The sequence below is a fragment of the Acidaminococcus sp. genome (assembly GCA_022482815.1).
Classification (GTDB): Bacteria; Bacillota; Negativicutes; order Acidaminococcales; family Acidaminococcaceae; genus Acidaminococcus.
The window spans coordinates 1922097-1947059 of sequence record JAKVOM010000001.1; the positions used below are offsets into that span (position 1 = coordinate 1922097).

Annotated in this window: 23 protein-coding genes; all 23 read left to right on the plus strand. The window is 46.4% G+C overall.

Translation table 11 applies throughout. The annotated features are described in order from the left end of the window. Window positions 1-246 precede the first annotated feature (246 nt). A complete protein-coding gene (locus tag LKE33_08295; protein MCH3950910.1) occupies window positions 247-4086 on the plus strand; it encodes a zinc-ribbon domain-containing protein in 3840 nt (1279 codons plus the stop codon). 427 nt (window positions 4087-4513) lie between these two features. After that, a complete protein-coding gene (locus LKE33_08300; protein MCH3950911.1) occupies window positions 4514-5392 on the plus strand; it encodes a zinc-ribbon domain-containing protein in 879 nt (292 codons plus the stop codon). A gap of 36 nt (window positions 5393-5428) precedes the next feature. Next, window positions 5429-6166 (plus strand): zinc-ribbon domain-containing protein, encoded by a 738-nt coding sequence (locus tag LKE33_08305; GenBank protein ID MCH3950912.1) that lies wholly within the window; start codon window positions 5429-5431, stop codon window positions 6164-6166. A 379-nt stretch (window positions 6167-6545) separates the two neighbouring features. Next, window positions 6546-9143 (plus strand): hypothetical protein, encoded by a 2598-nt coding sequence (locus LKE33_08310; protein ID MCH3950913.1) that lies wholly within the window; start codon window positions 6546-6548, stop codon window positions 9141-9143. 358 nt (window positions 9144-9501) lie between these two features. Next, entirely contained in the window at window positions 9502-9897 is a 396-nt protein-coding gene (locus LKE33_08315) for an FxLYD domain-containing protein (protein MCH3950914.1), read from the plus strand. Window positions 9898-9930: 33 nt separating this feature from the next. Next, window positions 9931-10356: a hypothetical protein gene (locus LKE33_08320; protein MCH3950915.1), complete on the plus strand. Its 426-nt coding sequence runs from the start codon at window positions 9931-9933 to the stop codon at window positions 10354-10356. A 165-nt stretch (window positions 10357-10521) separates the two neighbouring features. Further along, window positions 10522-11085: a hypothetical protein gene (locus LKE33_08325; GenBank protein MCH3950916.1), complete on the plus strand. Its 564-nt coding sequence runs from the start codon at window positions 10522-10524 to the stop codon at window positions 11083-11085. 353 nt (window positions 11086-11438) lie between these two features. Further along, window positions 11439-11960 carry a flavin reductase family protein gene (locus tag LKE33_08330; GenBank protein ID MCH3950917.1) on the plus strand — a complete coding sequence of 174 codons (522 nt, stop codon included), beginning with the start codon at window positions 11439-11441 and terminating at the stop codon, window positions 11958-11960. A 98-nt stretch (window positions 11961-12058) separates the two neighbouring features. Continuing rightward, the gene (locus LKE33_08335) at window positions 12059-12430 is read left to right on the plus strand and encodes a helix-turn-helix transcriptional regulator (GenBank protein ID MCH3950918.1); all 372 of its coding nucleotides are present in this window, start codon (window positions 12059-12061) and stop codon (window positions 12428-12430) included. Window positions 12431-12755: 325 nt separating this feature from the next. Continuing rightward, window positions 12756-13331, plus strand: a complete 576-nt coding sequence (locus tag LKE33_08340; protein MCH3950919.1) for a TMEM175 family protein — start codon at window positions 12756-12758, stop codon at window positions 13329-13331. Window positions 13332-13503: 172 nt separating this feature from the next. After that, window positions 13504-13785 carry a helix-turn-helix domain-containing protein gene (locus LKE33_08345; protein ID MCH3950920.1) on the plus strand — a complete coding sequence of 94 codons (282 nt, stop codon included), beginning with the start codon at window positions 13504-13506 and terminating at the stop codon, window positions 13783-13785. Between the two features lie 518 nt (window positions 13786-14303). Further along, window positions 14304-14951 carry a nitroreductase family protein gene (locus tag LKE33_08350; protein MCH3950921.1) on the plus strand — a complete coding sequence of 216 codons (648 nt, stop codon included), beginning with the start codon at window positions 14304-14306 and terminating at the stop codon, window positions 14949-14951. An 18-nt stretch (window positions 14952-14969) separates the two neighbouring features. Next, a complete protein-coding gene (locus tag LKE33_08355) occupies window positions 14970-15467 on the plus strand; it encodes a nitroreductase family protein (GenBank protein ID MCH3950922.1) in 498 nt (165 codons plus the stop codon). A 411-nt stretch (window positions 15468-15878) separates the two neighbouring features. Then, entirely contained in the window at window positions 15879-16778 is a 900-nt protein-coding gene (locus LKE33_08360) for a LysR family transcriptional regulator (GenBank protein MCH3950923.1), read from the plus strand. A 170-nt stretch (window positions 16779-16948) separates the two neighbouring features. Beyond that, window positions 16949-17947 (plus strand): aldo/keto reductase, encoded by a 999-nt coding sequence (locus LKE33_08365; protein ID MCH3950924.1) that lies wholly within the window; start codon window positions 16949-16951, stop codon window positions 17945-17947. 64 nt (window positions 17948-18011) lie between these two features. Continuing rightward, the gene (locus LKE33_08370) at window positions 18012-18734 is read left to right on the plus strand and encodes a RibD family protein (GenBank protein ID MCH3950925.1); all 723 of its coding nucleotides are present in this window, start codon (window positions 18012-18014) and stop codon (window positions 18732-18734) included. 59 nt (window positions 18735-18793) lie between these two features. After that, on the plus strand, window positions 18794-19897 hold the full coding sequence (locus tag LKE33_08375; protein MCH3950926.1) for an alpha/beta fold hydrolase: 1104 nt from the start codon (window positions 18794-18796) through the stop codon (window positions 19895-19897). Between the two features lie 207 nt (window positions 19898-20104). Then, window positions 20105-20524, plus strand: a complete 420-nt coding sequence (locus LKE33_08380) for a MarR family transcriptional regulator (protein ID MCH3950927.1) — start codon at window positions 20105-20107, stop codon at window positions 20522-20524. A gap of 38 nt (window positions 20525-20562) precedes the next feature. Further along, entirely contained in the window at window positions 20563-21159 is a 597-nt protein-coding gene (locus LKE33_08385) for a class I SAM-dependent methyltransferase (protein MCH3950928.1), read from the plus strand. Between the two features lies 1 nt (window position 21160). Continuing rightward, complete coding sequence (locus tag LKE33_08390; protein MCH3950929.1) at window positions 21161-22042, plus strand: DsbA family protein; 882 nt, start codon at window positions 21161-21163, stop codon at window positions 22040-22042. Between the two features lie 657 nt (window positions 22043-22699). After that, the gene (locus LKE33_08395) at window positions 22700-23362 is read left to right on the plus strand and encodes a 4Fe-4S binding protein (GenBank protein ID MCH3950930.1); all 663 of its coding nucleotides are present in this window, start codon (window positions 22700-22702) and stop codon (window positions 23360-23362) included. 2 nt (window positions 23363-23364) lie between these two features. After that, on the plus strand, window positions 23365-24306 hold the full coding sequence (locus LKE33_08400; GenBank protein ID MCH3950931.1) for a Sir2 silent information regulator family NAD-dependent deacetylase: 942 nt from the start codon (window positions 23365-23367) through the stop codon (window positions 24304-24306). A 44-nt stretch (window positions 24307-24350) separates the two neighbouring features. Next, window positions 24351-24962, plus strand: coding sequence for a 4Fe-4S binding protein (locus tag LKE33_08405; GenBank protein ID MCH3950932.1), 612 nt, complete (start codon window positions 24351-24353; stop codon window positions 24960-24962). The last annotated feature ends 1 nt before the right edge of the window (window position 24963 follow it).

The following is a 24963-nucleotide window of genomic DNA, read 5'->3' on the forward strand; positions in this document are numbered from 1 at the left end:
GACATAATTTTGAATAGGGTTTATAACCACGGCTAAATAAGTAAATTAATGGAAAAAAATGAAAATTTTATCCTTACGCGGTATAATGGCTGAAAAGGCAGTTATTTCAAAAGTGTTCTTATTTTAATTTTTCGGCGGTGCGGCTGCCGGATGGTGGGATATTTTTAATTTAGTCTATCATGAACCGCATCATGCGTATCGGCATTGTGAATGATGCGTGAAGCAGGATTGGGGAGAGGTTTGATTATGTTTTGTATGAAATGCGGCACAAAGCTGCCGGACGATGCAAAGTTTTGTTATAAATGCGGCGCTAAGGTGCCGGAGGGGCTTTCCGGCGGGGCCGAGACTCCACCAGAGCCTACAGTCGGGAAAGAGACTTCGGCAGCGGCAGACACTCCGGCAAAAAACGGGGCACCGAAACCGATTACGGAAGAAGCGGCTGTTCCAGACGAAGGTCCGTCTGAAGTTTCCGGAGAATCGGAAGCAAACCTGCCGGACATACCGGGCGAACATGCACTCATTTCTTCAAAATACCATATTGATTTTCCGCGACCCCTGGCCCTGCGGCGGGAGCTTTGGGCTCCTTTTAACCGGGAGGGCTATCGTCAGCAGTGGTTCGTGGCCCAGCATATCAGAAAGAATATCAATGTAGAGGATTATCAGGATCCGAACGAACTCTTAAAGGCGCTTGCGGTTATTATCTTCGGGGGCTGCCGAAGCTCCATTGAAGAAGCGGTGGAAGTCCTGATTGACCATGGTGTTGATTTTGTCAGCAGCAATGACCTGATGGACAAGCTTTTTGACCATTTTAATCAGACAGATCTGGCCCGCGGACTCGCACAGGATGCGGAGGCAATCGACAAGTACCTGCAGCAGCTCGGCGTGGAAAAAGAAATGAACAAGGCCAACTGGCAGGGCGGCGGGTTCGGTATTACCGGTGCCATTAAGGGTGCCGTCGAAGCCAGCATGCTTAACATGGCCCAGGACGGCTTGAGCTCCCTGGGACGGGCCATTACCGGCAATACGTATGAGGGCCGGGCCAAGAAATTTATCCGTCAGCGCCTGGATCATCGTGATTACGCCACCATGGGCGGCAACATCGCCAATAACATTATCTCGGTCTGGCTTGTCAATGAAATCGTAGATGTGCTGGTACAAAATCATAAACTTCCTCCTTTTTCTTTCCATACGAGGGAAGTCAAAAGCCGGATGGACAATATCAACGCCATGCTGGAAAAAGGGCGGTACACCAAGGATATGGCGATGCAGGCCCTTTGTGACTGTCTTGCCTCGACTGGTTCCAGCTTCAGTGTCTATCTCGCCATGGCGAAACTTGAGCCGGAAGCGATTCCGGATATCCTGAAGGTCGCCGACTCCGAAGGGGATGCCCTGGCTCTGGCTGATATACTGTGGGACAAGATGCATCAGAGCGGGAGTATTGCTTTCCCGAAATGGGTCGAAAGTATGGGCATTGAGGAAGGGTATAATATCACGTCTGCTGCAGAAATGAGCGTGGTTCGTTATCTCTTTGAGCAATTTCCGGAACAATACCGGGATCGGGTTTTCTTTATCAATGGAGATAACCTGACGGTTCCATTTTATCCGGACCTGGAAGAAGCTAACTATTATGGATTTGGCGACAATGTGAAGTTTGCTTACGATGGTACGGAACCCCTTGATTTTTCAGCCCATGCTATCAGCTTTTTTAATATCCATTTTGAGCCGCCCTACGCAGCGGTGGAAGCTGCCCGGGTGGAAAAACTGAGAGAAGAGGCAAGGCTGGCTCAGGAGCAGGGCAACTTTGAAGAGGCGGAAGACGCTTATTTGGCCGGTGCCAATATGGGTGATCCGGAGTGTATGTACCGCCTGGGCCTTTTGCTTCAGGGCGATGATGAGTCTGAAGATGCTGATACGTGGCTGCAGACAGCGGCGGATCTGGGGCATCCCGAGGCGTCATGGGAATATTTCCAGCAAAGTGTCAGGGAAGATGAAACGCCGGACTATGACTACCTGTTTAAGGCCGCTAAGGCAGGTCATGGCATGGCCAATTTCAAGGCCGGAGAAATCTATGAGAATGGTACGGATCTGGAAGACGGAAAAGATTTCGATAAGGCTGTAACGTATTATAAAAGGGCGGCTGAACTCGGTGTAGAGGGCGCTGCCGAAGCAATGCAGCGGGCAAAGAAGGCGCTTTATACGCCGGAATTCCAGGAGGCTCTTTTCAAAAACTACCGGAAATATCAGGGGAGCGATGAGGAAAAGGCGCTGGACTACCTCCGCCGCTCCGCTGCCTTAGGATATGAAGAAGCGCGCAGCGAGCTTTCCGCCTGGGATCTGAAAAAGGCTGCAGAAGCAAGACAAGATGGCAGCGAGACCGATTGGGAGAGCGTCTGCGCTCTTTATGAAGAAGCTGCGAAATATAACAGTCCCCAGGGCTGCTACGAATTCGCCCTTTTAAAGGAAAAGGGGTTGGGAAAGCCGATCGACCAGGAGGGCGCAGCAGCGCTCATTTTGCAGTCCGCCCAATACGGTTACGGCCCGGCCTGCGTCCGGATGGGACAAAAGGAGGCGGGTTCAGGGCACGCCGAAGAGGCTTTTCAATGGTATCAAAAAGGCGCCGCGGCTGATGACCTGGAGGCATATATTCAATTGGGGTTCTGCTATCAAACGGGCAGCGGCTGCGACCTAAATCTGAAAAAGGCACTGACTTGTTTCCGCAAAGCCTATGCAGGCGGTGTGAACGAAGCGGAAGCTTCCATGGTGAGAGCGGATCTTGAATGGGGCGATGAATGTCAGGCCGTCAGCCGGTTCAGTGAAGCCCTGGCGTGCTATGAAGAGGCAGCTTCCTGCAAGAACGTGGATGGCATGCTGAAAGCCGCGAAGCTGAGAGGCAATGCGGAACTGCAGGATTGCTACGATTATATCCGGGCCATGAGCTGGTATGACAATGCGGCAGTGCTTCGGCCGGAAACAAAGGAAACGAAAGAAGCACGCATTTGCTTGAAGGCTTCCGGATCCTTTGAGGAAAGCATGGCTTATTTCGCACGCCGGTATGGTTCGTCCCTGCAGGGAAGCCATTACCATCTGGGGCAGGAAATCACCGAAGGTATTCTGAATAATGCCATGGATGCGTATGGCAGCAGAATGGGCGTGGAGCGGTCCGATGTCTTCATCGTCTGTGACGCTTCCAATGCGCTTTTGTGGGGCAAAGCCAAGGACGGATTCATACTCACAAAAAGTGGATACGTCTACAATTCTCAAGGAATGACGGCCTCCTTGAATGATTTTTCCAAGATTTATCTGAGCGACCAGCATGTCCTTTACAGCAATACGGGTTTTGTCTTCTGCACTTTCAAGAGCGGCGACTGCGGCAGCCTGGATGAAATGTTCGCGTCGTGGCTGTCAGAGACAACGATTCTTTCGGACGAAGAATACAATATTGCCTGTGCTTACGGTATTTTTAAAGATGATGAGGAGACTTCCGGCGAAGCACGTCCTGAAGCTCAGAAAGCGGTGGACGGTGAAACGCGAACAACCGAACCCGCTGCTTCAGGCACACAGACTGCCGGAGGCTTCTGTCCCCAGTGCGGGGCGCCTGTGATTCCCGGCGACCGTTTCTGCTGTAACTGCGGGGCTCCTCTGGCAGCTCAGGAAAATCCAGTAGCAGGCGGGAGCGCGGGGCCCAGTGAGGAAAGTCTCCGCGCCTTTGTAGAACAGCTGTCTCAGCAGGTTGGCAGTGATCCTACTTACGTCCACTGTGCTCCCCATATTCCGGAGGAAAAACTGCAGAATGTACTGACGAGCTACGCTCAGAACATGTCCCTTGCTCCGGAAGACATTCTTGTCCTCTGTGACAGTACGATCAGGGGAAGCGCTCGCGATGGATTTATTCTGACTAAGGACTATTTGATATCCTCAGAGAAGGGGCCTTTTGCCCTGAAAGATATTGAGTGGCTGGAAACTCCCGAGAGCCTATTTCATGCACATATGTATGTACATCCCGGGAAGAGAGAGTTTCTGTCCATCCCTCCGGACAAAGAATTGAGAGCTTTTTGTGAGGGTATGAACAAACTTTTGAAAAAATAAAAAGGTGCTTTTGGCTTGCAGCTGTGTGAAAGCTTTTGATTCAAATAAAATATGATATAAAAGCTGAAATTTAGCAGTTACCCTGAATTTCAGCTTTTATTTTTTATAAGTTTGTAGAAAAATAACAAGGGGAATGTGAAATAACGCATGTGCTATTTCACATTCCCTTTTTCTGCTTTTGTACCTGTTATTCAGCGTATTCAGTCGATTTTTCCATGTACCTTTTATGGCATAATTTTGCATAGGATTGTGTCTGGGACTACCCGGGACAATAAACGAAGTAAACAGGGAGAGATTTTGCTCTGAAAGCAGAAAAACGGCTGGAATTGGAAGATCATACGGCATCGGGCTGGAAATCAATTGATTTATATTATAGAATAATAAGACAAAGTATTATTTTAACTAACAGAAACAGGGAAGTGTATTCATGTCTAAATTTTGTACGCACTGCGGAGCGCCGCTGAAGGAAGGCGCGAAATTCTGTTCTCACTGCGGTGCCGGTGTGCAAGATGTGAAGAATGGGGAAAATTCCTCTGCTAGGACTCAAAATCAGGTACCGCCGCTGCAGGGCACGAAACCGGTTTCTTCCGGAGGTTCAAACGGGAGTATGGCCCTTAAGATTGGTGCTGCCTTTGTGGTTGCCGTGGCTATCGGCTTTGGTACGATTCAATTTATGGATTCCAGAAATAAGCCTGCAGAAACGCCCGCTCCTGCTGTACAGACAGAACAAGCTGCCGAGACGCCAAAAGAAGCACCTGAAACTGAACCTGCAAAACCGGTTCCTCAGGGCCCGATGGAAATTTCCAGGCAGATTGCCAGGGAATACGGCGTCAAGGGCACGGTTGAAGCTACGACGTACGGACACAACGATAATGGGTTCCTTATCGTCGAGGGCGGAAAGGGCAGAAGGATTACCCTTATTGATACGAAAAATCACAGAGTGGCTTATGTTGGTTTTCGCCATCAGGATGAGTTAAGGGATTTTTACAGTATGTTTCAATCAGGTGTCAATGAGCCAAATGGCATGATTACTGTAGACTTCACCATCGATCATGATACCCATGACAAGGATGAGAAAAACGGCGATTGGATTGGGGATACCCATAGAATCTCTGTATTTTGTGATTACAAATACCAAGATGGGGTAGTGGAGCCAGGTATGCTGTATTCGGGCGTCGGATTTCGTCCCGGCCACTATCATGGCTACTTGTATGAACAGAAGAACGTAGATATGTGTAACCTGCTTCTTGAAGATTTGCCTGCATTATTTGTTGATGCGGATAAACACAAGGTATCGTTCTACTAACATAATGAATAATCCATCCGGAAAGGAGAAACATAGATGAGTAAAAAATGTATCAAGTGCGGAGCCATGATTGCCGACGATGCAGAGTTCTGCCCTGAATGCGGAACCAAACAGGCCAAAGAAGCGGCTGAGGGGAAACCTGCTGAGAGACATTGCCCTTACTGCGGGGCTAAACTCAGTGCGGACGCCGCTTTTTGCGGAGAATGCGGAAAACCTGTAGGAGCAGGAAATCAGGCTGTCGGAAACGGCCAAACTGCACAGGGTGCTTCTCCAGCCGGCCAGCAGGGAACGTCTGCAGGGAATCGTTCGTATCAGGCTGCTCCACAGACGGAACAAAGTTCACCTATGCCTATCAAAAAGTTAATGATTGCCTTGATTGCCGTTGCGGTTGCAGTCGTTGGTTATTTCGTCTACTCTATGGCTGGTCCACCCTCTATCAGCGTAAAGGCCAAGGATATGGTGAACGACTATGTTCGCGACCAGGCAGGGGCTGAGAAAAAGTATAAGGGTAAAAGAATAGAAATTACCGGAACTGTGATTCATAAATCTCAGTTTACGAATACCCAGAACTACAATGTCACAATCGCATACCGAGGAGTGGGCGGCAAAGATTATAGCATAGTCCTCGATGTCGACAACAAAAATGTGGCAAAAGTCAATGCCGTGAAAGTGGGTGATTTCGTAAGTGCTCAGGGTACCTGCGTGGGCATTGTAGCCCAGGAAGAACCCACGGATATTTCTGTGCAGATCAAGGCCGATAAACTTAATGAGTAGACAAGACAGGACGCGGTATATCCTGCAGACGAATTCGTAGTTAAAGAAGACCCAAAGTGATGAAAATCGCTTTGGGTCTTCTTTTGCAATTGGTCCCGATGGGCCTAATTTCGCGTACGGATATATACAGCGGGAAAAAGAATTCGAAGAAATACATTCATGAGGAAAATCGACAGACTATTCCGCATAATAAGGCGACTTTGCACGTGAAAAAATGTGCAATAATAAAAATAATAATAATTTATACGTCGAAACTTTTTAAAACAAAATTTTAACCTAGGTGGAATGCAGCTAAACATTTGCCGCCATTTTAAAATTCAAGCGTGCTGATAGGGCGTAAAAGTAAAATAAACGGAAAACTTCGAACGGGGTGGGAAAGATGAAAGAATACCATATTGCTGAAAGAACAATTGCTGTTCCTGATGAGTTTTTGGAATATGTTGCGTATAAAAGAAAGTGTTTAGCGTACGCATTTGACGGCCAGCTCGATATGTTTTGGACAGTTCGTTCTATTGAAACCTTAGATAATATTATTATGGGGTTTCGCCCGTACAATAGTGACATAAAAAATACATTCTTTTACAATACTATTCAACGAGTAATTTTTTATACTGTACAAAAGTGTATTGAAAAAAAGATATATGATTATGATAAATCAGCTCTTTATAACAAACTGTTAGAAGCACATATTTTTGACCAAATTGATGAAGATTGTGAAGAGTTATTTAATATTTATGACAAAATTGAGGCTTCGATAGATGAAAATGAGCGGGCCCGAGAGATGCGTAAGGAAACAAGAAGCCGGGTCTCAGGCGGTGGATTTGGCTTAACAGGTGCCATTAAGGGCATGCTTTTGGCTGAAGGAATGAATTTAGCCACAGGTTTAGCCCATGATTTCATCAACTTTGTCGGGAACGCCAGTGATGAATACAAGGGAGAACAACTCAAGAAAGCTATTGTCGATTCCGGGATACCGCTGCTTATCCTTCAGAATGCGTTATATAATACCGTATTTCGTATTATGTATTATTTTTCAAGCGAACTTTTTCATTTTCCGACTTTTATCAATCCTGTTAATTACGATAAGTCTGAAGGGCGCCTGAATAATATTGAAGAAAATCTTCTCCCTGACAATGTGGCGAGAGAATCAATCCTTGATTTAATTCAAGCTGATCCTGAATATATAAAGCCCTATAAACTGAAAAGATACTTTGCCAAGGAAGAGCAAAAAGAAATAGACAGGCTCGCCGATGATATGGATGTCTTTCATAATCAAGCCCTCTATGATGGCTACGCATCTTATTTCTCATTTGACACGATGCCTGAAGAGGTCATGAAAAATATAACCATCGACCGGTTAAGAGCTGTACATGACGGTGACTATAATACCTGTTTATCGCTGGGGATGCTGACCATTGATAAAAAGAAACAAATGGATATAGGTTCCCTGATGAACAACTTTGGTTACTATCTGCTGGAAAGTATTCGAAAACGAGATAAAACAGGCAAGATAGCTTATAAAATTATGTATTGGCTCAAATCCGTGGAACAAAACAGTGGAAGCACCAGTAATATTATTATTAAGGACATCAAAGAATTAAAGCAGGAAGCCTTGGACAAGGGATGCATTTTTGCACAGGCAGAGTCAGTTATCACTTTATACAATGAGGGAAAAGAAGATAAAGCAAAAGAGACAGTGGAGAAACTGGCTGAAAAGTATCTTGAGGATAAAGAGACGACTCTTTTTATAGCTGATTTTTATTTGAATGGCTCACACAATATCCATCATGATTATAAAAAGTTCGAGCAAATTCTCCTCAACAACGAAAGTATTCCTGAGGTGCAATCGTTTATCAATCAAATAAAGGCGAAAAATTTATGGGGAGATCCGGATACACAAAGTAAATTGGCCTACGAATTAGCTCGGCTTTATCTTATTGGACATCAGGGTGATTTCAGAGTTAAGAGAAATATTTCCACAGGCCTTTTCTACTTTAAGAAAGCTATTCATACAGGTTTTACGCTAACGATTGAAGATTTAGGGTTAATTGAAAATGTTATAGTGGATGAGCCGCTTACAGCAAATGAGGTGGAATCATTCATTGCAATACTCCAATCTCTTAACAAGAAACAAGACTGGAGAATAGACCGCCTTCTCGCCATCCTTTATGAAAGAAAAAAATCATATGCTAAAGCCGAAGAAATGATTTATTCTTTGCTTGGTACCCACTATGAAGATGCGATAGAATTATTGAAAAAATACTGTGTTGGTCAGGATGGAAAAGTTAGCCTGCACCTTACAGACCAAGCAAAGTGTCTAAAAATATATCAGGTGTTAGCGGCGTGTGGAAACAAAGATGCCCAGAATTTTAATCAAATTTACTGCATACGCATGAATTTAGATTGGAATAAAGCGGAGGCACTTCCCTTACTACGGCAAAGGGCAACATATGATTCTCGAGCCCAATTTGTCTTACGAGGGGAGGAAATTCTTTCCTGGGAAGGCCAGTATGATGACAGATTAGCTAAGGAAATGGAGTCATATCTGGGTGAGTGCCCGGAAATTGCATATTACCTGGCTTCTTATTTTTGGAAACATCAAAATGAAAACCCACAATTTCCGGAATTTGCTTTGAGTTACATTGGCAAATTGGGGCAAGGCCTTGAAAATAACCCGAGCCCGTATCTTCCCAACAGCTATTTCGCGAGATGTTGGTATTATGTAGGAAAGTATACTCTCGATCATAACGATAGTCTCGATAAGCTGAAGGAAGGCTTACAGGATATGCAGACAGCGGCTCGTGGTGGGATAAAGGAAGCTCAGAAATTTCTCAATCAATACGGCAAAGAACTTGATAGGCGCATAGCTGCCGCAGAGGCAAGAAGAAAACAGGACGAACAGGATAGTAGTCTGGGACCCACTTTGGCTGCTATTGTTTTGCTTTTGATTATTTTTTATTTTATTATTGGCGGATGAGATATAATTGCCGGAGCTTTATGGCTGTTTGTCCTTTATAGTTTCGTTGTTGGGAGTTCGTACAAGATTTTACTAACTTTAAAGTCTGAAAGAAGATTCGAAGTAATGCCCAAATACTTCGGGTCTTCTTTTTTATATCACAATACAGCACCGGCAGAAAGTATTTCATTGCAGGCAGGAATCTCTAAATCGCGTAAAAGTAGAATAATAATACTTATATTTAGCCGAATTGGTAAAAGATGAGTTGTGTCATAATAAAAATAGAACGGAAATGATAAAGGGATGGAAGCCTATGGGGGTATTTCAGCAGCCAATTAAGGTAAGCAGTTTTAGATGAAACAATAAAGGGGAGAGTGTAATGATCAAAGAAATTGTTTCGGTTATATTTGTGTTAGGCGCCATTGATTGGATCACTTCAAGTGAAGGCGAGTATGTATTTCATTCCGGGGATTCCAAGAAGCCTGAATTTGCCTGTGTGGATTTTGTACCTGTGAATAGTATTTCAACTCCGAAACTGGGAAATGAACTTTATGTCTATATTACCAATCAAACAGGAAAAAAATTGAAATCGGCCGAGGTGGAATGCAAATTACTCAACCAGAATGGAGCTACGATAAAAACTGTAAAATCCACAATAGATGACGAACGAATTATGCCCGGCGAATCTTTCAGGGCGACCTTTAGTACAAGTCAGGATTTGACCCCGATTAACTATGATTATATTAAAGTCACCAAGGTCAAATATACGTACTAAAAAAATTTTATTTATTCTGGAGGCAGTGCTCATATGATCGCTCATATAAAAAAAGGCCGCATCATCTGGATTTTGCTTACTATATTGTTTTCCGTGCTATTGGTGTCCGGATGCGGAGATTCTAAGAAAGCTCAATTACCGAATCGGGGATACTATCGCTTTAATGCAGCGAGTACAAAAAGTCCGGCTTTTACCATACAGGATTCAAGATTTACAGATCTCCTTAATGGGACAATCGATATAACGCTTAGAAATAATGTAGGCCCGTTAAAAGAAGTCAATCTCATCCTGGAAAGACAGGATGTCTGGGGACAGCACATCGACAATGTGGTTCTGACAAAGAAAGGAAAATTTGCCAAAGGAGAATCCATCGGATTTGCCGACAATATATCCGCTCTTGATTTTGCCGTAGGCGGATTTAGAATTTGGGGAGTCGATTATAAATTTGACAGAGACTAGAACTTTTGCATTGAAATGATAGATGCAGTTTCTTGAATTTAAGCCCGGAACTGAACGTGTTTTGGGCTTTTTTTATTCCAAGCCGTTAGACGACTGTGGTGTTCAAAGTAAGAGCATTTAAGCCTAGAAATTTGATTTAGATGCTCATTTCAGAGGTGCTGAAATATGAAAAAATTGGCAACGCTTCTTTTGTGTATTTCTTTACTTTTTGTTGCGTCGATTACATATGCAAACGATATTACATTAAAAGATTGTAGAATTGGACCTATCGGATGTGGGGATGCTTTTGATATGGGACAGATGAACGATTTGTTCGGAAATCTTATCAAACCTGCCGGAGCAGCTAATGAGTATGGAAGTCGCCTGATGTTTTTGCTCTTTCACAAAAGTTTCGTGGAAGTATGTGATAATCGATTGCATGAGATTTATGTGTACAGTGGCTATGCAAATAATGGTGTTGTTCTTAGTACTCCGCGTGGTATTGTTGTCGGTGATAATTTGGATAAGGTGCTTCGTTTGTATGGACAGCCCACATTTGCATCACATTATAAAAAAGATAAAGATTATGATCACGCTCGCGACTCCTATGTTTACACTTCCTCAGATTTTAGAAATAGGTTATCTTTTACAGTTAATTCTGATACAAATCAGGTTGAGTATATTTCCACTAAGCAGAAAATATCTGTAGTTGTTAAAGAGAACGGGAAGACACACAAAATTATATTCTAAAGATGATTAGTGCAATTCTTCATGCCACATTTTTCTCTTGCTTCCATTTTGTTTTTCAGGTGTGGAGGCAAGAGATTTTTTTAGCTTGTTTTATAATATGAATTTCATTTGCGTCAATGTACTTTTCAGGCGTTGGTACATTCCCAGTCTTGAGAGGCAAGCGCTCAACTTTATCTTACCTACTCAGAAAAAATTGCGTCGTTGACAGGGTCTTTCAGCGCTATTATAGTAAGTGCAGGTAGCAAAATAAGAGCTGTAAATAAAATAAGAGTTAAGGGAGCAGAGGACGCGAGTGAACCGGTGAGATTTATGGTTTTTCCTGCTCTCTGCAAGGTAAAAGGAGCGTTTGATTCATGAAGGAAAAGATTGAAGTTTTTGATTATGCGTCTGAAATTCTGAAGGCCCTCAAAACGGGCTGCCTTCTTACGACGAAAGCGGACGGTAAGGTCAACACCATGACTATCGGCTGGGGTCTTCTGGGGATTGAATTTGCCAAACCGACTTTCCTGACCCTCGTGCGCAAGAGCCGTTATACCTATGAAATGCTGCAGAAGAATCCTGAATTTACCGTCAATGTCCCCATGGGTAATTTTAATCGGAAAATCCTCGGCATCTGCGGTACAAAGAGCGGACGCGACGTCGACAAGATTGCCGCCTGCGGACTCCACCTGGAAGAACCTGAAATCATTTCTGTGCCCGGCATCAAAGAACTCCCTTTGACGCTGGAATGCAAGATCCGTTATGCCCAGCCCCAGGACGGCAGCAAGATTCCGGAAGATATCCGTGAACGTTTCTGGCCGGCAAAGTATGGCGAAGGGGAAAATTTCCACAAGGAATGGTTTGGTGAAATCGTTTCCGCTTACATCATCCGCTGAGGAAAATTGACAGGGAAGAGTATCTTCGCTCGTGATTCCCGGCGTTTTGGTTTTGCGTTATAATAAGGAAAAATACATTCCGAAGAAATGGTGATACCATGAGAAAAAAAGACCCGAACTGCCTGGCCAGGCAGAAAGAATATGGATGCCCCTGCAAGGACCCATGCCCCGTGGCAAGAGCCATGTCGGTTATCGGCGGACGGTGGAAGATTCCGATTCTCTGCGTGCTTCACGTCAATGGACCGACCCGATACAATGAGCTGAAGCGCAAGACCCACGGCATTTCCAACACGATGCTCGCCAAATGCCTCAAAGAGCTGGAAGAAGACGGCATGGTGACCCGCAAGGAATACCTGGAAATCCCGGTTCGTGTGGAATATGAAGCCACAGAACGCGTGCAGGCCCTGTCAAAAATCATGGATGAACTCGTCGAATGGGGCGAGTCGCTGGATAGCGGGAAGAAGAAATAGAATCTTTTGTAATCAAAAAATCGCCTTTGGTTTATAGAATAGGGTATTTAGCCATGTCTGCAGCATAAAGTGGCTAGTGATTAGACGAGAGTGGTTAGCACTCTAGTGCGGTCAGCGACCCGACACCAGCGAAAAAGAGGCTGTGAAAAATGGATTTATTTTTCACAGTCTCTTTTTTATGTGTAAAAATCTGTACTTACAGCCTTTTTCACACGTATTTTTTGCTCAAAAACCTTCCATCACGCCAATCTTTCTTTTATAATAGAAAGTAGAAATTATCGATACTTTAAAAGTATCGAAAAAATATAATCTTGAGGAGAAACCAATGAGCAAAGGCAGACTGGAAGCATTCAGTGATGGTGTCCTTGCTATCATCATCACGATTATGGTTCTTGAAATGAAGGCTCCTGAAGGCAAGGAATGGGAGGACCTGATTTCGATTATCCCTACGTTTATCGGATACATCATCAGCTATACTTATGTAGGCATCTATTGGGTCAATCATCATCGTCTCCTTGTGGGCGCGAAAAAAATCAATGGCAAGACGCTCTGGGCCAATCTTTTGTGGATGTTCTTTGTGTCCCTCGTGCCCTTTGCGACGGCCTGGGCTTCCAACACGGGATATTCCTGTGTCCCGGTCTTCCTTTACGGCGCCATCCTCTTTTTGAGTGCTCTCAGTTACCAGGTTCTTTATGTGACGATTCACTGTGCGCAGGGACAGGATGAAACACTCCTGAATGTCATGATCGGTGATAAACGGAACCTCATGACGCTGATCTGCTATGGGGCGACGATGCCTCTTGCCTATATTTACGTGCCGGCCGCCTATGTGATTTACATTGTTGTGGCCGCGCTGTGGATCATGCCGGAAGTGGGAAACCGGGGGCCGGAAGAGCCTTGAAACTCTCTGAAATGGCTTTACAGCAGGGTTTTCTGGAGTTAAGTAATACCCTGATTAGCCATAGTTCAACGGATTTTTAGGTCAATAACAGGCATATTTAGACGAGTTGTCATTGTTATATTTTGTTTCAATTGTGCCATAATTAAGGCATTGGGGAAAAAGGAGATTAAAAATGGGAGTAGACACAAGAAAACAGGTTTTTTGCAAGATTATTGGGGCAAAAATCCGGTATTATCGTACGCTGCGCGGAATTCCGGAAGGTGGGCTGAGCCAGATGGATGTAGCCAAAAAGGCTAACCTTCACCCGGATACGGTGTCCCGACTGGAGAGAGGCGCCTACAACGACAGCATTCCGCTTTCCACACTGATGGATGTGGCCGATGCATTAGGCATCGACGTGTCCCTGTTGCTCACCATCAGTGACACGGAAAAGAAACTGATTCAGTGGGAGTAAGGATAGACTCTGAAAGGTTAACTAAATAAGATATTTGTGGTTTGCAGCATGAATACCCTCTTTACTGATGGAGCAGTAGAGAGGGTATTTTTTATTTCGCAGGTCGCTGGTCGCTGGACGCCGGCCGCCGCTTAAGGAAGCAAACTGACGAGCAGTTTGCAGTGACTTAAAAAGCTAACTGCCTCTTACATTCTTTCTCTAAAATCCGCCAAAGCAGCTGCCCGCACTGGAGTGCTAACCACTATCGACTATCCACTAACCACTTTGTCGGAGGCGAAGCTAAGAGCTATATGCCAAATACCATAAGCGTTTTTATCGGCATTCCGCTAACTTCAGCACTTACTTTTAGGGTACTAACTGACCTTAAAGTGTGTACTTCCATTTTGGTAAAAAACTGGGTAAACTTTATATGTAAAGAAAAAGGGGAAAGAACTTTCTCCTCAGGTTCTTACCTTCTTTCTTTGCACACACTCCCTCACAAGAACCCCTTTGTGATGATTGGCATGGTGTGTTTTACGGTGTCCATACTTGTTAGTCGAATGAAAAAGAACCTCATGATGCTCCGTGTAAGAGCGTTATTGAGGTTCCTTTTCTGTTACGCTCCTGGTACGCTGAATGATTTTATTGTGGAAAAGATGGAAAACACCATGAAAAATTTTTTGACACTGGCAAAAGAGAGATATTCGGTCAGAGAATATCTGGATAAGCCCATTGAACCGGAAAAGATGGAAAAGATCCTGACGGCAGCGAAGGTGGCTCCGACGGCCGCTAACCATCAGCCTTTCCGGATCTATATTTTAAAGAGTGAAAAGGCCCTCGAAACCATCAGAAGTCTTACGCCTTGCGCCTTTAATGCGCCTGTTGTCCTGATGATGACGTACAGCCAATCAGAGCAATGGAAACATCCGCAGGAACAAGAAGTTGTTGCCGGACAGGAAGACGTGAGCATTGTCGCAACTCATATTATGCTCCAAGCCTGGGACCTCGGCATTGCTTCCTGCTGGGTCAATGCTTTTCCTCACAAGAAGACTGAAGAAGTCTTCCATATTCCGGAGGATGAAAAAGTTGTCCTCCTGATGCCTTTGGGCTATGGGAATCCTGAGTATCGTCCGACTCCGAAGCATACAATCTTTCGCGATAAGGACGAGCTGGTTAAGGTACTGTAAAGGAAAGGAAGACTGCAGATGTCGAGTATCGATCATCGGATTAGTGTACGTAAATATAAGAAACGTCCCGTCGAACGGGAGAAAATCAAGGAAATTATCCGGGCCGGCATGCAGGCGCCGAGCGCGGGGAACCAGCAGCCCTGGGAATTTTATGTGGTTCTCGACCCGGAAAAAATCAAGGCCCTTGCTTCGGCAAGCGAGTACGCGGGAAGTGCTGCAGGAGCAAGCGTAGTCATTGTTCCGGTATATCGGAAAAAGGGCCTGTTATTCCCGGACTTTGCCCAGATTGATATGGCTATCTGCCAGGAAAATATGTGGCTCAAGACGGATGAACTGGGCCTTGGCGGAGTATGGCTCGGCATTGCGCCTCTTAAAGAGCGCATTGACTATGTCCGCAAAGTGCTGAATTTGCCGGATACGCTGGAAGCATTTTCCCTGTTTCCTGTCGGCTATCCTGACGAAAGCCGCCCGCAGGAAAATCGCTTCCATGAAGAACGTATTCATTGGGTGCCTTGAGTTGTGAAGTTGTTCGTTCATTGTATATACAAAATGGCTGTGAAGAAATAACAATCATTCTTCACAGCCATTTTTGTTCCCTCATTTGCTGCAAATCGGGTTTTCAGCAGGAAAAACTCATCCCCCCTGTCGAACCCATTCTTGTTGACGAGGAGCAAATGGGGTCGTGTCCCTGAAAGGGTCGTAATGAAAAGCATTGTTCATCGTGAGGAAGGTGTATCACGGTGAACTGAATGGATGCAGGGGGATAAAAAGGTGGGTTACCTTATTATTACAATTTTAGCATTCGTTATTGAAAGTTTCAGTGGTAAATATTAACATAATAGGTATCAAATTTTAACTTTTTGTGAGAACGAAATGATCAGGGCAGGCTTGCATATTTTTTCTTGTCAGGAAAGGGGGAATCCGGCCGTGTATGATCCTCGTCTGGAGACCTTTCTCCATGTAGCGCGGTGCGGAAGTTTTTCGAAAGCTTCGGAGACGCTTTATATCTCACCGACTGCAGTCATCAAACAAATCAACGGACTTGAGGACCGTCTGGGTTTCAAGCTTTTTACGAGGACCCACCGTGGTCTTGTGCTGACCCCTGCAGGGCAGTCCCTGGAAAGGGACGCTCGTTACGTTATCCAATATTGCAAAGACTCTATCCGGAGAGCGGAGCAGGCGATGCAGCAAACGGAAGATGTAGTGCGTATCGGGTCTTCGCCCATGACGCCGGCACAGGTGCTGGTCGATCTTTGGCCCAAGCTGGAAAAGCTGGATTCCCAAATCAAGTTCCGGATTATCCCTTTTGAAAATACGCCGGAAAACGCACGGGAAATCCTTGCTCACCTTGGCCGCAACATTGACGTCGTCGCAGGCATTTTTGATGAAACCATGCTGAACTTGCGAAAATGCCAGGGAATCGAACTCACAAAGGCACCGATTTGCTGCGCCCTTTCCCTCCATCACCCGCTGGCACACAGGGAGTTTCTTACGCTTGAAGACATGGCGGGGGAACGTCTTATGCTCATCCGTAAAGGCTGGAACCACTATGTGGATCAGCTGCGTCAGGATCTTGAGAAACATCATCCGGAAATTAAAATCGTTGACTTTGATTTCTACGATACGGAGATTTTTAATCAATGTGACCGGAACAATGCTCTTCTCATGGCTGTGCCTCAATGGGAAAATGTACATCCCATGCTGAAGATTGTCCCTGTAAAATGGGATTACACTGTTCCTTACGGACTTCTGTATGGCTTCCATCCTTCCCGGTCTGTCAAAAGATTTCTTCAGGCAGCCCGGAAGATAACGGATGGGTTCAAATAAGAGAGCGTGAACGAAAAGGTTTAAACTGAGTAATGAATCGAGACTTCTGCGGAGGTCTCGATTTTTTTATAATGAGAAAAGAAATGGCGGGAGTGGGGTAAAGCCGAAATTGCCTGTGCACCGCCTGTAAAAACTCAGACTATGACCTGTGAGGAAAGAAGGAAAAGTATATGAAAAAGAGAATGCTCGGGAAGGATCTTGAAGTATCGGCCATCGGCCTTGGGTGCATGGGTATGAGCCATGCTTATGGAGCTCCGGGTGACAAGAAGGAAATGACAGAACTTATCGCGGAGGCAGTGGATCTGGGCTGCACCTTCTTTGATACAGCCGAATCCTACGGGACGCAGGAGCACCCTCACGATAATGAGGAATTGCTGGGAAATGCGCTCAAACCGTACCGGAACAAGGTAAAAATTGCTTCGAAATTCGGCATTGGATTTGACTGGGCGAGCGACTCTGTCAATAAACCGCTGATCGTCGATTCGCGACCGGAGACGATTCGGGCATCCGTAGAAGGCTCCCTGCGCCGCCTGCAGACTGACCATCTGGATCTCTACTATCAGCACCGCGTCGATCCCAAGATTCCAATCGAAGAGGTGGCCGGTGTTATGAGCGATCTCATCCATGAAGGCAAAATCACCCATTGGGGGCTGTCCGAAGTCAAGGAAGATATCATTCGCCGTGCCCACAAAGTCTGCCCTGTTACGGCCATCGAGAACCGGTATTCCATGATGGCCCGCTGGTACGAGTCGCTGTTCCCTGTTCTTGAGGAGCTGAATATTGGTTTTGTGGCTTTTTCGCCTCTTGCAAACGGCTTCCTTACTGCGGCCTATACGAAAGGCACTCATTTCGAAGAAAAAGGCGACTACCGTAAGGTCATGCCTCAGTTTACCGAAAAAGGGCAGGAGGAAAATAAGGAACTCATTGCCCTTCTGCGTGATCTTGCTTCGGCTAAAAATGCAACTCCGGCCCAGATTTCCCTTGCCTGGATGCTTGCCAAGAAACCGTATATCGTCCCCATTCCCGGTACGAGAAAGAAGGCACGCCTCGTGGAAAACTTCGGCGCAGCTGATATTTCCTTTACGCCGGAAGAATTAGCCTCTCTTGACGGCGCGCTGCAGCACATAAAAATGTCTGCCGTATTCGGCGGCACGGCTATTAAAAAGTAAAATAATGGGCAGCAGAAAATCAATTTTGTAATTCTCTTGTGTTATAAATAGCGGAGGTTTTTAAATGAACAAAAAACCTTTTGTAGTCTGCCATATGCTGACGAGCCTTAACGGCAAAATCGATGGCAGTTTTTTCGGAAATTCGGCGACCAGTGCCGGTCTTGGGCAGTTTGGCAAGATTCGCCGGGAATATAAGTGTGATGCCGTAGTCTTTGGAACCAAAACAATGCAGGGATTTGCCCGGGGCCTCATTCAACCGTCTCAGCTGAAAGGGCGGAAACCGGCAGCCGTGGAAGATTGGGCCGGCCCTGAAGGGGAGAAAGGTCAATCTTACCTCGTAGCTCTGGATGCCATGGGAACGCTTGCCTACGAATCCCATTTTGTGCAAAGAGGCAGCGACCCTGCGCAGCACGTCATCGAAGTCGTTTCCGAAAAAGTGAGCGGTGCCTATCTGAACTATTTGCAGGAAATTGGCATCTCTTACATCGTAGCTGGTAAATCAGAACTTGACGGCAAGGTGATTCTTGAGAAACTGAACCGCCTTTTTGGCATTGAGCGCGTTGCCCTTTGCGGCGGCGGAATTACGAATGGGACTTTCCTGAAAGACGGCCTTATCGATGAAATCAGTCTTGTCGTCGTACCTGTCATCGAAGGAAGTGCTGCCGGCACTGCTTTTGATGAGCTTCCGGGACACGTCTTGAGTGGAGAAACCGCATTTTCGCTGAAGAGTGTGGATGTCCTTTCTAAGGATACCCTCTGGCTGCGGTACGCAGCGAGAAAGTCATAAATAAATTGGGGCACGGGTAAAGAAAAAGTCTGTGCCGCCTTTTAAGGGAGGTTACACTTATGCTGAAAAAATTCCGCATTCTGGCGGCAGTTCTGCTGAGTGCTGCGGTTGTCTCTGCGTCGCCTGTACCTGTTTCGCTGGCTGCCTCTATGAAGCAGGGGGAAACTGCGGAAAGTCCGCTGCTTATCAAGGAGCAGGGTATCTTTTCTGCCGGCGGTACCGTTGTGAATTCTGAAGGTACTTTTGATGTTTCTCATTATTACACGTCGCGCACGGGTTCCACAGCACACGTCGATCATGCGAATGTTCTCTATCAGGTGCCGCAGGAGGAAAAGGGTCTCCCCATGGTCTTTCTCCATGGGTACGGACAGTCCCGCATGGGCTGGATGACGACGCCCGACGGGAGACCTGGCTGGTCAGACTTCTTCCTGCGCAAGGGTCACAGCGTATGGCTCATTGATGAACCACATCGCGGTGAAGCCGGCGGCACTTCCAAAGCGGGTACCATTACGGCGGAACCGGCGGATCAGGCGTGGTATACACAGTTTCGCATCGGAACCTATATTAATGGTCATTTTACTTATAATAAGGGGTCGCAGTTTCCTGAGGGAGAAGAGGCACTTGATCAATTTTTTCGGCAGATGACACCAGATACGGGTATGGATAATGCCCATGGGGACCAGTCCATCGATACGACGCTCGTGGCCAAGGCCGTAGCTGCGACCGTTGATGAAGTATATCGGCGCACGGGAAAATCGTCCATTCTTGTGACGCATTCCCAGGGTGGGGACCCCGGCTGGGAAGCAACCCGTTATACGTCCCATGTGAAAGCTATCGTTGCCATCGAGCCGGGCGGTGCGGCACGCCCCCAGAGCGAAGCCTATGAAGCCATGCTGAAGCAAAAAATCCCTGTTCTCTTTTATTACGGAGATTTTATTGGGGACAATGTGGAAGGTGTTCCCGCTGCTGCTATGTGGTCGGCCATGGCGAAGACGGCCGATGTCTTTACCGATGCATATCGGAGAGAAGGCGGACAAAGTACGGTTGTCCACCTCCCCGACGTGGGTATCCATGGCAATTCCCATTTTATGTTCCAGGAAAAGAACAGCGACGAGATTGCACAGCGGATTGAGGACTGGATTGCGCAGCATGCTTCTGAGTAAGCAAGTATGACTCGCTTTTTGACAACCGACCTTCCTATATGTGTCAATCCATATCAGAAAAGCGCTGTCTGATTTACGTTATGTAAGTCAGGCAGCGCTTTTTGCGTGTGAAGAGGGTAGTCGCTGTGTAACTTCACAGGGGTATTGACAATATATCTAATTAGATGTATTATATATCCAGTTAGAGATAACGGAGGCGAAAATCACATGAAAGAAGATAACTATATACTGATTAAAATGCATCGGATTCTCAATCAAATTGACCGCGAGACCGCTCATATCGCAGCAAAATATGACCTGACACTCAGTCAGTTCGGAGTACTTGAGGCATTGTACCATATCGGTGATCTTACGGTAGGCGAGGTAAAGGAAAAAATCCTTTCTTCCGACGGGACGATTCCTGTGGTTGTGAAGAATCTGGAAAAGCGCGGACTTCTGTTTCGGACAGTGGATCCTAATGACAGAAGGAGAAGCATCCTGTCCCTGACTGAAGAAGGAAAGCAAGTCATTTCTGAAGCGTACCCTGTCAATGAGACGATGATTCACGAGCAGATGTCCGTATGGACCAAAGAGGAAAAAGAGCAGCTTACAGTACTCCTCAAGAAATTCCGGCAGGACGAAAAATAGCCGATTTTGCCGGCATAAAGAGAAAGGTGGTGATTCCCATGCTGGACTTTGCTGCGCTGTTTCAAAAGAAAGGAAAATATCCTCATAGTCTTCTCGATATCGGCTGTGGACCGTGCCTTGAGGGAGAGCAGCTGCTGGCTCGCGGAATCACTCTTACCGGTATTGACCAGGACGGGGAAACGATAGAGAAAGTGCGGGAACGACTTCCTGAAGGAAAATTTATCACGGCGGATGCGGCATTCTGGCTGGACAAAACGCAAAGCCGGTATGACGCCATCCTGATTCGGCGGCCCGACTTAATCTTTCGGTCAGAGAACTGGAAACGCGTCTTTGAGCTGCTCCCGTCGGTGCTGAAGCCCGGAGGCAGCGTCATTGTGACGACGCCCGGACAGAGTGAAGCCACGCTGTGCGCCAAATGGCTGCGGAACGCGGCCGAAGATGTCAGAATGATACTGACCGGGATTTCGGAGGAGAGTTTTATGGTAAAAGCCAATCATTTTAAAAAGGTTGAAAAGCAGGATAACAGTAAAAATAAACTGATACAGGAATTGCCCTGGGAGGACGACCAGCCGGCTCTGGTTTGTGATCTTCGCACGGGACGCTGTACAGTCGTTACGAATAAGGAGGACGAGTAAAATGGATAAGAATGTACAGGAAAAGAAACAAGCTAAGCTTGAAGTAATGGTGTTTACGGATCCGTACTGCTCCTGGTGCTGGGCTACGGAACCGATGATTTTGACGATGATGGAAAAATACAGGAACCAGCTGCATTTCCGCTATATCTTCGGCGGACTCATCAAGGATTTTGATAATTTCTATGATGGTCTGAACAACATTCGCGACGCGGCTGCGACAGAACCTCACTGGAAGATGGTTTCCGAAAGAACCGGCCAGCCTATCGACGAAAAACTTTGGGAAGATATTGCCCCGATTAAGCATTTTTCCACCTGGCCGGCCAACGTGGCGGCAAAGGCAGCATTCCTGCAGTCTGAAGAAGTCGGTTTCAGGTATCTGAGACGGCTTCGCCGGGCAGCTCTGACGGAACGTAAGATTATCTCCAAGCCGGAAATCTATGAAGCACTTGCTAAGGAGACGGAAGGCCTTGATTTTGACCAGTTCCAAAAGGATATGGAAAACGGCAGAGCACGCAATGCATTCCTTGACGATCAGGAAATCTGCATGCAGTGGCAGACCTTCGGATTCCCGACCATGCTCTTTTATAAGGAAGGTGCGGATGTGAACCATCTGACGCGGGAAGACGGCGCTTACGTCGGCGGACATCGTGACATGGCAACGTACGACAGAGTTATTCATTCCCTGTGCCCGGACATCAAGGAATATCCGGTTCGCAGCGAAAAAGAAGTCATCGAGACCTATGGTCCTATGACGGAGCGCGAACTTGGACAGATGCATGACAGATCGAAGGAAGCAGAACTGGATGTGCTGGAGAAGTTGGAAGTAGCTGGCACGGTTCAGAAAACCGAAAGAATCCGTGGGAATGTGTGGAGCATAGCGTAAAAAAAGGCACCAGCAGAGTAGGGTAGAAATAAATAAAAAAGCATATTTGATATTGGGCATACGTCTCTAAATGGGGCGTATGCCTTTTGTGTTAGTTAAAAGAAGCTATCATCCCCCGCACTCGTCAGCCCCTCCTTTCGTCGGCGCTGACTGCGGTCCCTCCTTCTTCCGAAGCCGCGACAAGTGGAGCGGCTTGGAAGAAGGTCTTTTTGAAGCAAACCTCCTTCGTCGGTTTGCCTTGAAGAAAATATAAAAAATTATCGGCAGGACTTTCATATAGAGACCCTCTTCGACGCCGCTGTGCGGCATTGAAGAGGGGGAACCGCTTGCGGTGGGTGATGACCCTTATTATTTTTTTAACTTTAGTATCGGTTAGTAGAAATAAAATATAGAATTGCTACGGCAAAATTTCCGCACCTCTTTTATTTTCATTTGGCAATGCGAAGCATTGGCTACGGGTAACCTTCTTTCACGCCGCAGAGCGGCGTCGAAAGAAGGAGAATCGCTTGCGATGGAGGATAGAATCTTTTATCTTTTTTGTCCACTTAGATGTAATAAAATTATTGACAACAAAGCTGTAATATGATACATTACATTCACAAGATGAAATATAACTTCTTACATCAACACTAACCATGCTTCAGGGAGGACAATCCGATGCAATCTGCCGGTCGTTATTTATCAATTCTTGCCAATGATATCCATTCCGTCGTTTGTGCGACCGTCGATGAAAAAGGGCTGCCTGTCACGCGGGCCATGGACGTCATGCTGGCAGATGATCACACGTTTTATTTTCTTACAGCAAAAGGCAAGGCTTTCTACGATCAGCTGATGAGAAGTAAGTTCATTGCTCTTACCGGAATGAAGGGCGGCGAAGGCCTGGATAGAGCTCATGCGACGATGCACACGAAAGCGATTTCCGTGAGAGGCTTCATCGAATGCATCGGCAGTGAAAAGCTTGATGAAATATTTGATGCCAATCCCTATATGGCTGAAATTTATCCGCAGGAAGAAGCGCGCAAAGCCCTTGTGGTCTTCCGCATGGTGAAGGGTGAAGGCGAATATTTCGACCTTTCCACAAAGCCTATTACGCGCGAATCTTTCGGGATAGGTGACTTGGCAGAATCAGATGCAGAAAGTCATGTGAAGGAACCTTATTTCATTACCGACGCATGCATAGGATGCGGCAAGTGCCTTGCCGTCTGCCCGCAGCAATGCATCGAGCACGATAGCGTTCCATTCCGCATCGACCAGCGTCACTGTCTGCACTGCGGCAACTGTTATACCGATTGCCCGGTAAAGGCCATCATCAGGAGGTAACGATGTTTCATTTTTTTGATTCAGACGGTTTGACTCACGGCATCACGCGGAATCCGGAAAAGCAGCTCAGCATCCTTAAAAAGCAATTGGAAGATGCAGATGCTGTTCTCATCGGTGCCGGCTCCGGCCTTTCTACGGCAGCGGGATTTACCTATTCCGGAGAACGCTTCCATAAGTATTTCAACGATTTCGCGGAAAAATACGGCATTCGCGATATGTATTCCGGCGGGTTTTATCCCTTCCCGGACAAAGAAACCTACTGGGCCTGGTGGAGCCGCCACATTTACTACAACCGGTATGTGAAAGCACCATCCGATGTCTATGAAGCGCTGCTTTCGCTCGTACAGGATAAAGATTATTTTGTCCTCACGACCAACGTGGATCATCAGTTCCAGATGGCAGGTTTTGATAAAAAGCGTCTCTTCTACACGCAGGGCGATTACGGCCTGCTCCAAAGCGTGAATCCAAAAATCAAGAAAACGTACGACAATGAAACTATCATCATAAAGATGATGGAAGCACAAGGGTTTGTGAGAGATGCAAACGGCGTCTTTGAGGTTCCGGAGGATGGCAAGCTTCTCATGCGCGTATCGACGGAACTGATCCCGAAGTGCCCCGATGACGGAAGCGACATGACTACGAACTTGCGCTGCGATGATTCATTTGTGCAGGATGACGGCTGGTATAAGGCAGAAGAACGGTATGAAGATTTTATCCGTCGGCACAAAAACGTGCACATGCTGTACCTGGAACTCGGCGTCGGCATGAATACGCCCGTCATCATCAAGTTCCCTTTCTGGCAGGCAGTGGAGCGGAATTCAAAGGCCTTTTACGTCTGCATCAACGTCGGTGAGGCAGTTTGCCCGGTAAGAATCAGTCGTCGCTCCTTATGCATAGACCGTGATATTGCAGAGGTGCTGTACGCAGCAGCAAAAATTAACTGAATCAACAAGCGATTAGCTTGGAATACAGGGATGGAGGATAAGAAATGAACGCACAGGATTGCTTACAAATGCTCAGAGAAATCAGGGATGTTTCTTTTGCTACGGTAGACGCGGAAGGAATGCCCCATAACCGTATCATTGATATCATGATTGTCGAAACAAACCGGCTCGTCTTCTGCACGGCGCGGGGAAAGGATTTTTACCGTCAGCTTATGGGTAATCCTCACGTTGCTGTCAGCGGCATGAATAAAAACTGGCAGATGATCCGCCTGACCGGAACCGTCAGAAAGCTGGAAGACCGGAAAAAGTGGATTGACCGCATCTTTGAAGAAAATCCGGCCATGAAGGATGTCTATCCGGGCGATTCCCGTTATATCCTCGATCCCTTTGTGATTGAGTCCGGCAATATAGAATTCTTCGACCTCGGGAAGAGTCCAATTCACAGAGAAAGCTTTACTTTTGGGGAAAGCAAGGCCCTTCAAAAAGGTTTTGTCATCACGGACCGCTGCATCGGATGCGGCAAATGCAAGGCCAATTGCCCACAGCAGTGTATTACGGAAGGTACGCCTTTTGTGATCCGTCAGGACAGCTGCCTCCACTGCGGGTTATGCTTTGAAAATTGTCCGGTGCAGGCTATTGTAAGACGAGGAGAATGAT

What these genes read in the sequence shown, in the direction of transcription:
- LKE33_08295 (MCH3950910.1), top strand. Translation starts at nt 247, where the DNA reads ATGTTTTGTATGAAATGCGGCACAAAGCTGCCGGACGATGCAAAGTTT.
- LKE33_08300 (MCH3950911.1), top strand. Translation starts at nt 4,514, where the DNA reads ATGTCTAAATTTTGTACGCACTGCGGAGCGCCGCTGAAGGAAGGCGCG.
- LKE33_08305 (MCH3950912.1), top strand. Translation starts at nt 5,429, where the DNA reads ATGAGTAAAAAATGTATCAAGTGCGGAGCCATGATTGCCGACGATGCA.
- LKE33_08310 (MCH3950913.1), top strand. Translation starts at nt 6,546, where the DNA reads ATGAAAGAATACCATATTGCTGAAAGAACAATTGCTGTTCCTGATGAG.
- LKE33_08315 (MCH3950914.1), top strand. Translation starts at nt 9,502, where the DNA reads ATGATCAAAGAAATTGTTTCGGTTATATTTGTGTTAGGCGCCATTGAT.
- LKE33_08320 (MCH3950915.1), top strand. Translation starts at nt 9,931, where the DNA reads ATGATCGCTCATATAAAAAAAGGCCGCATCATCTGGATTTTGCTTACT.
- LKE33_08325 (MCH3950916.1), top strand. Translation starts at nt 10,522, where the DNA reads ATGAAAAAATTGGCAACGCTTCTTTTGTGTATTTCTTTACTTTTTGTT.
- LKE33_08330 (MCH3950917.1), top strand. Translation starts at nt 11,439, where the DNA reads ATGAAGGAAAAGATTGAAGTTTTTGATTATGCGTCTGAAATTCTGAAG.
- LKE33_08335 (MCH3950918.1), top strand. Translation starts at nt 12,059, where the DNA reads ATGAGAAAAAAAGACCCGAACTGCCTGGCCAGGCAGAAAGAATATGGA.
- LKE33_08340 (MCH3950919.1), top strand. Translation starts at nt 12,756, where the DNA reads ATGAGCAAAGGCAGACTGGAAGCATTCAGTGATGGTGTCCTTGCTATC.
- LKE33_08345 (MCH3950920.1), top strand. Translation starts at nt 13,504, where the DNA reads ATGGGAGTAGACACAAGAAAACAGGTTTTTTGCAAGATTATTGGGGCA.
- LKE33_08355 (MCH3950922.1), top strand. Translation starts at nt 14,970, where the DNA reads ATGTCGAGTATCGATCATCGGATTAGTGTACGTAAATATAAGAAACGT.
- LKE33_08365 (MCH3950924.1), top strand. Translation starts at nt 16,949, where the DNA reads ATGAAAAAGAGAATGCTCGGGAAGGATCTTGAAGTATCGGCCATCGGC.
- LKE33_08370 (MCH3950925.1), top strand. Translation starts at nt 18,012, where the DNA reads ATGAACAAAAAACCTTTTGTAGTCTGCCATATGCTGACGAGCCTTAAC.
- LKE33_08375 (MCH3950926.1), top strand. Translation starts at nt 18,794, where the DNA reads ATGCTGAAAAAATTCCGCATTCTGGCGGCAGTTCTGCTGAGTGCTGCG.
- LKE33_08380 (MCH3950927.1), top strand. Translation starts at nt 20,105, where the DNA reads ATGAAAGAAGATAACTATATACTGATTAAAATGCATCGGATTCTCAAT.
- LKE33_08385 (MCH3950928.1), top strand. Translation starts at nt 20,563, where the DNA reads ATGCTGGACTTTGCTGCGCTGTTTCAAAAGAAAGGAAAATATCCTCAT.
- LKE33_08390 (MCH3950929.1), top strand. Translation starts at nt 21,161, where the DNA reads ATGGATAAGAATGTACAGGAAAAGAAACAAGCTAAGCTTGAAGTAATG.
- LKE33_08395 (MCH3950930.1), top strand. Translation starts at nt 22,700, where the DNA reads ATGCAATCTGCCGGTCGTTATTTATCAATTCTTGCCAATGATATCCAT.
- LKE33_08400 (MCH3950931.1), top strand. Translation starts at nt 23,365, where the DNA reads ATGTTTCATTTTTTTGATTCAGACGGTTTGACTCACGGCATCACGCGG.
- LKE33_08405 (MCH3950932.1), top strand. Translation starts at nt 24,351, where the DNA reads ATGAACGCACAGGATTGCTTACAAATGCTCAGAGAAATCAGGGATGTT.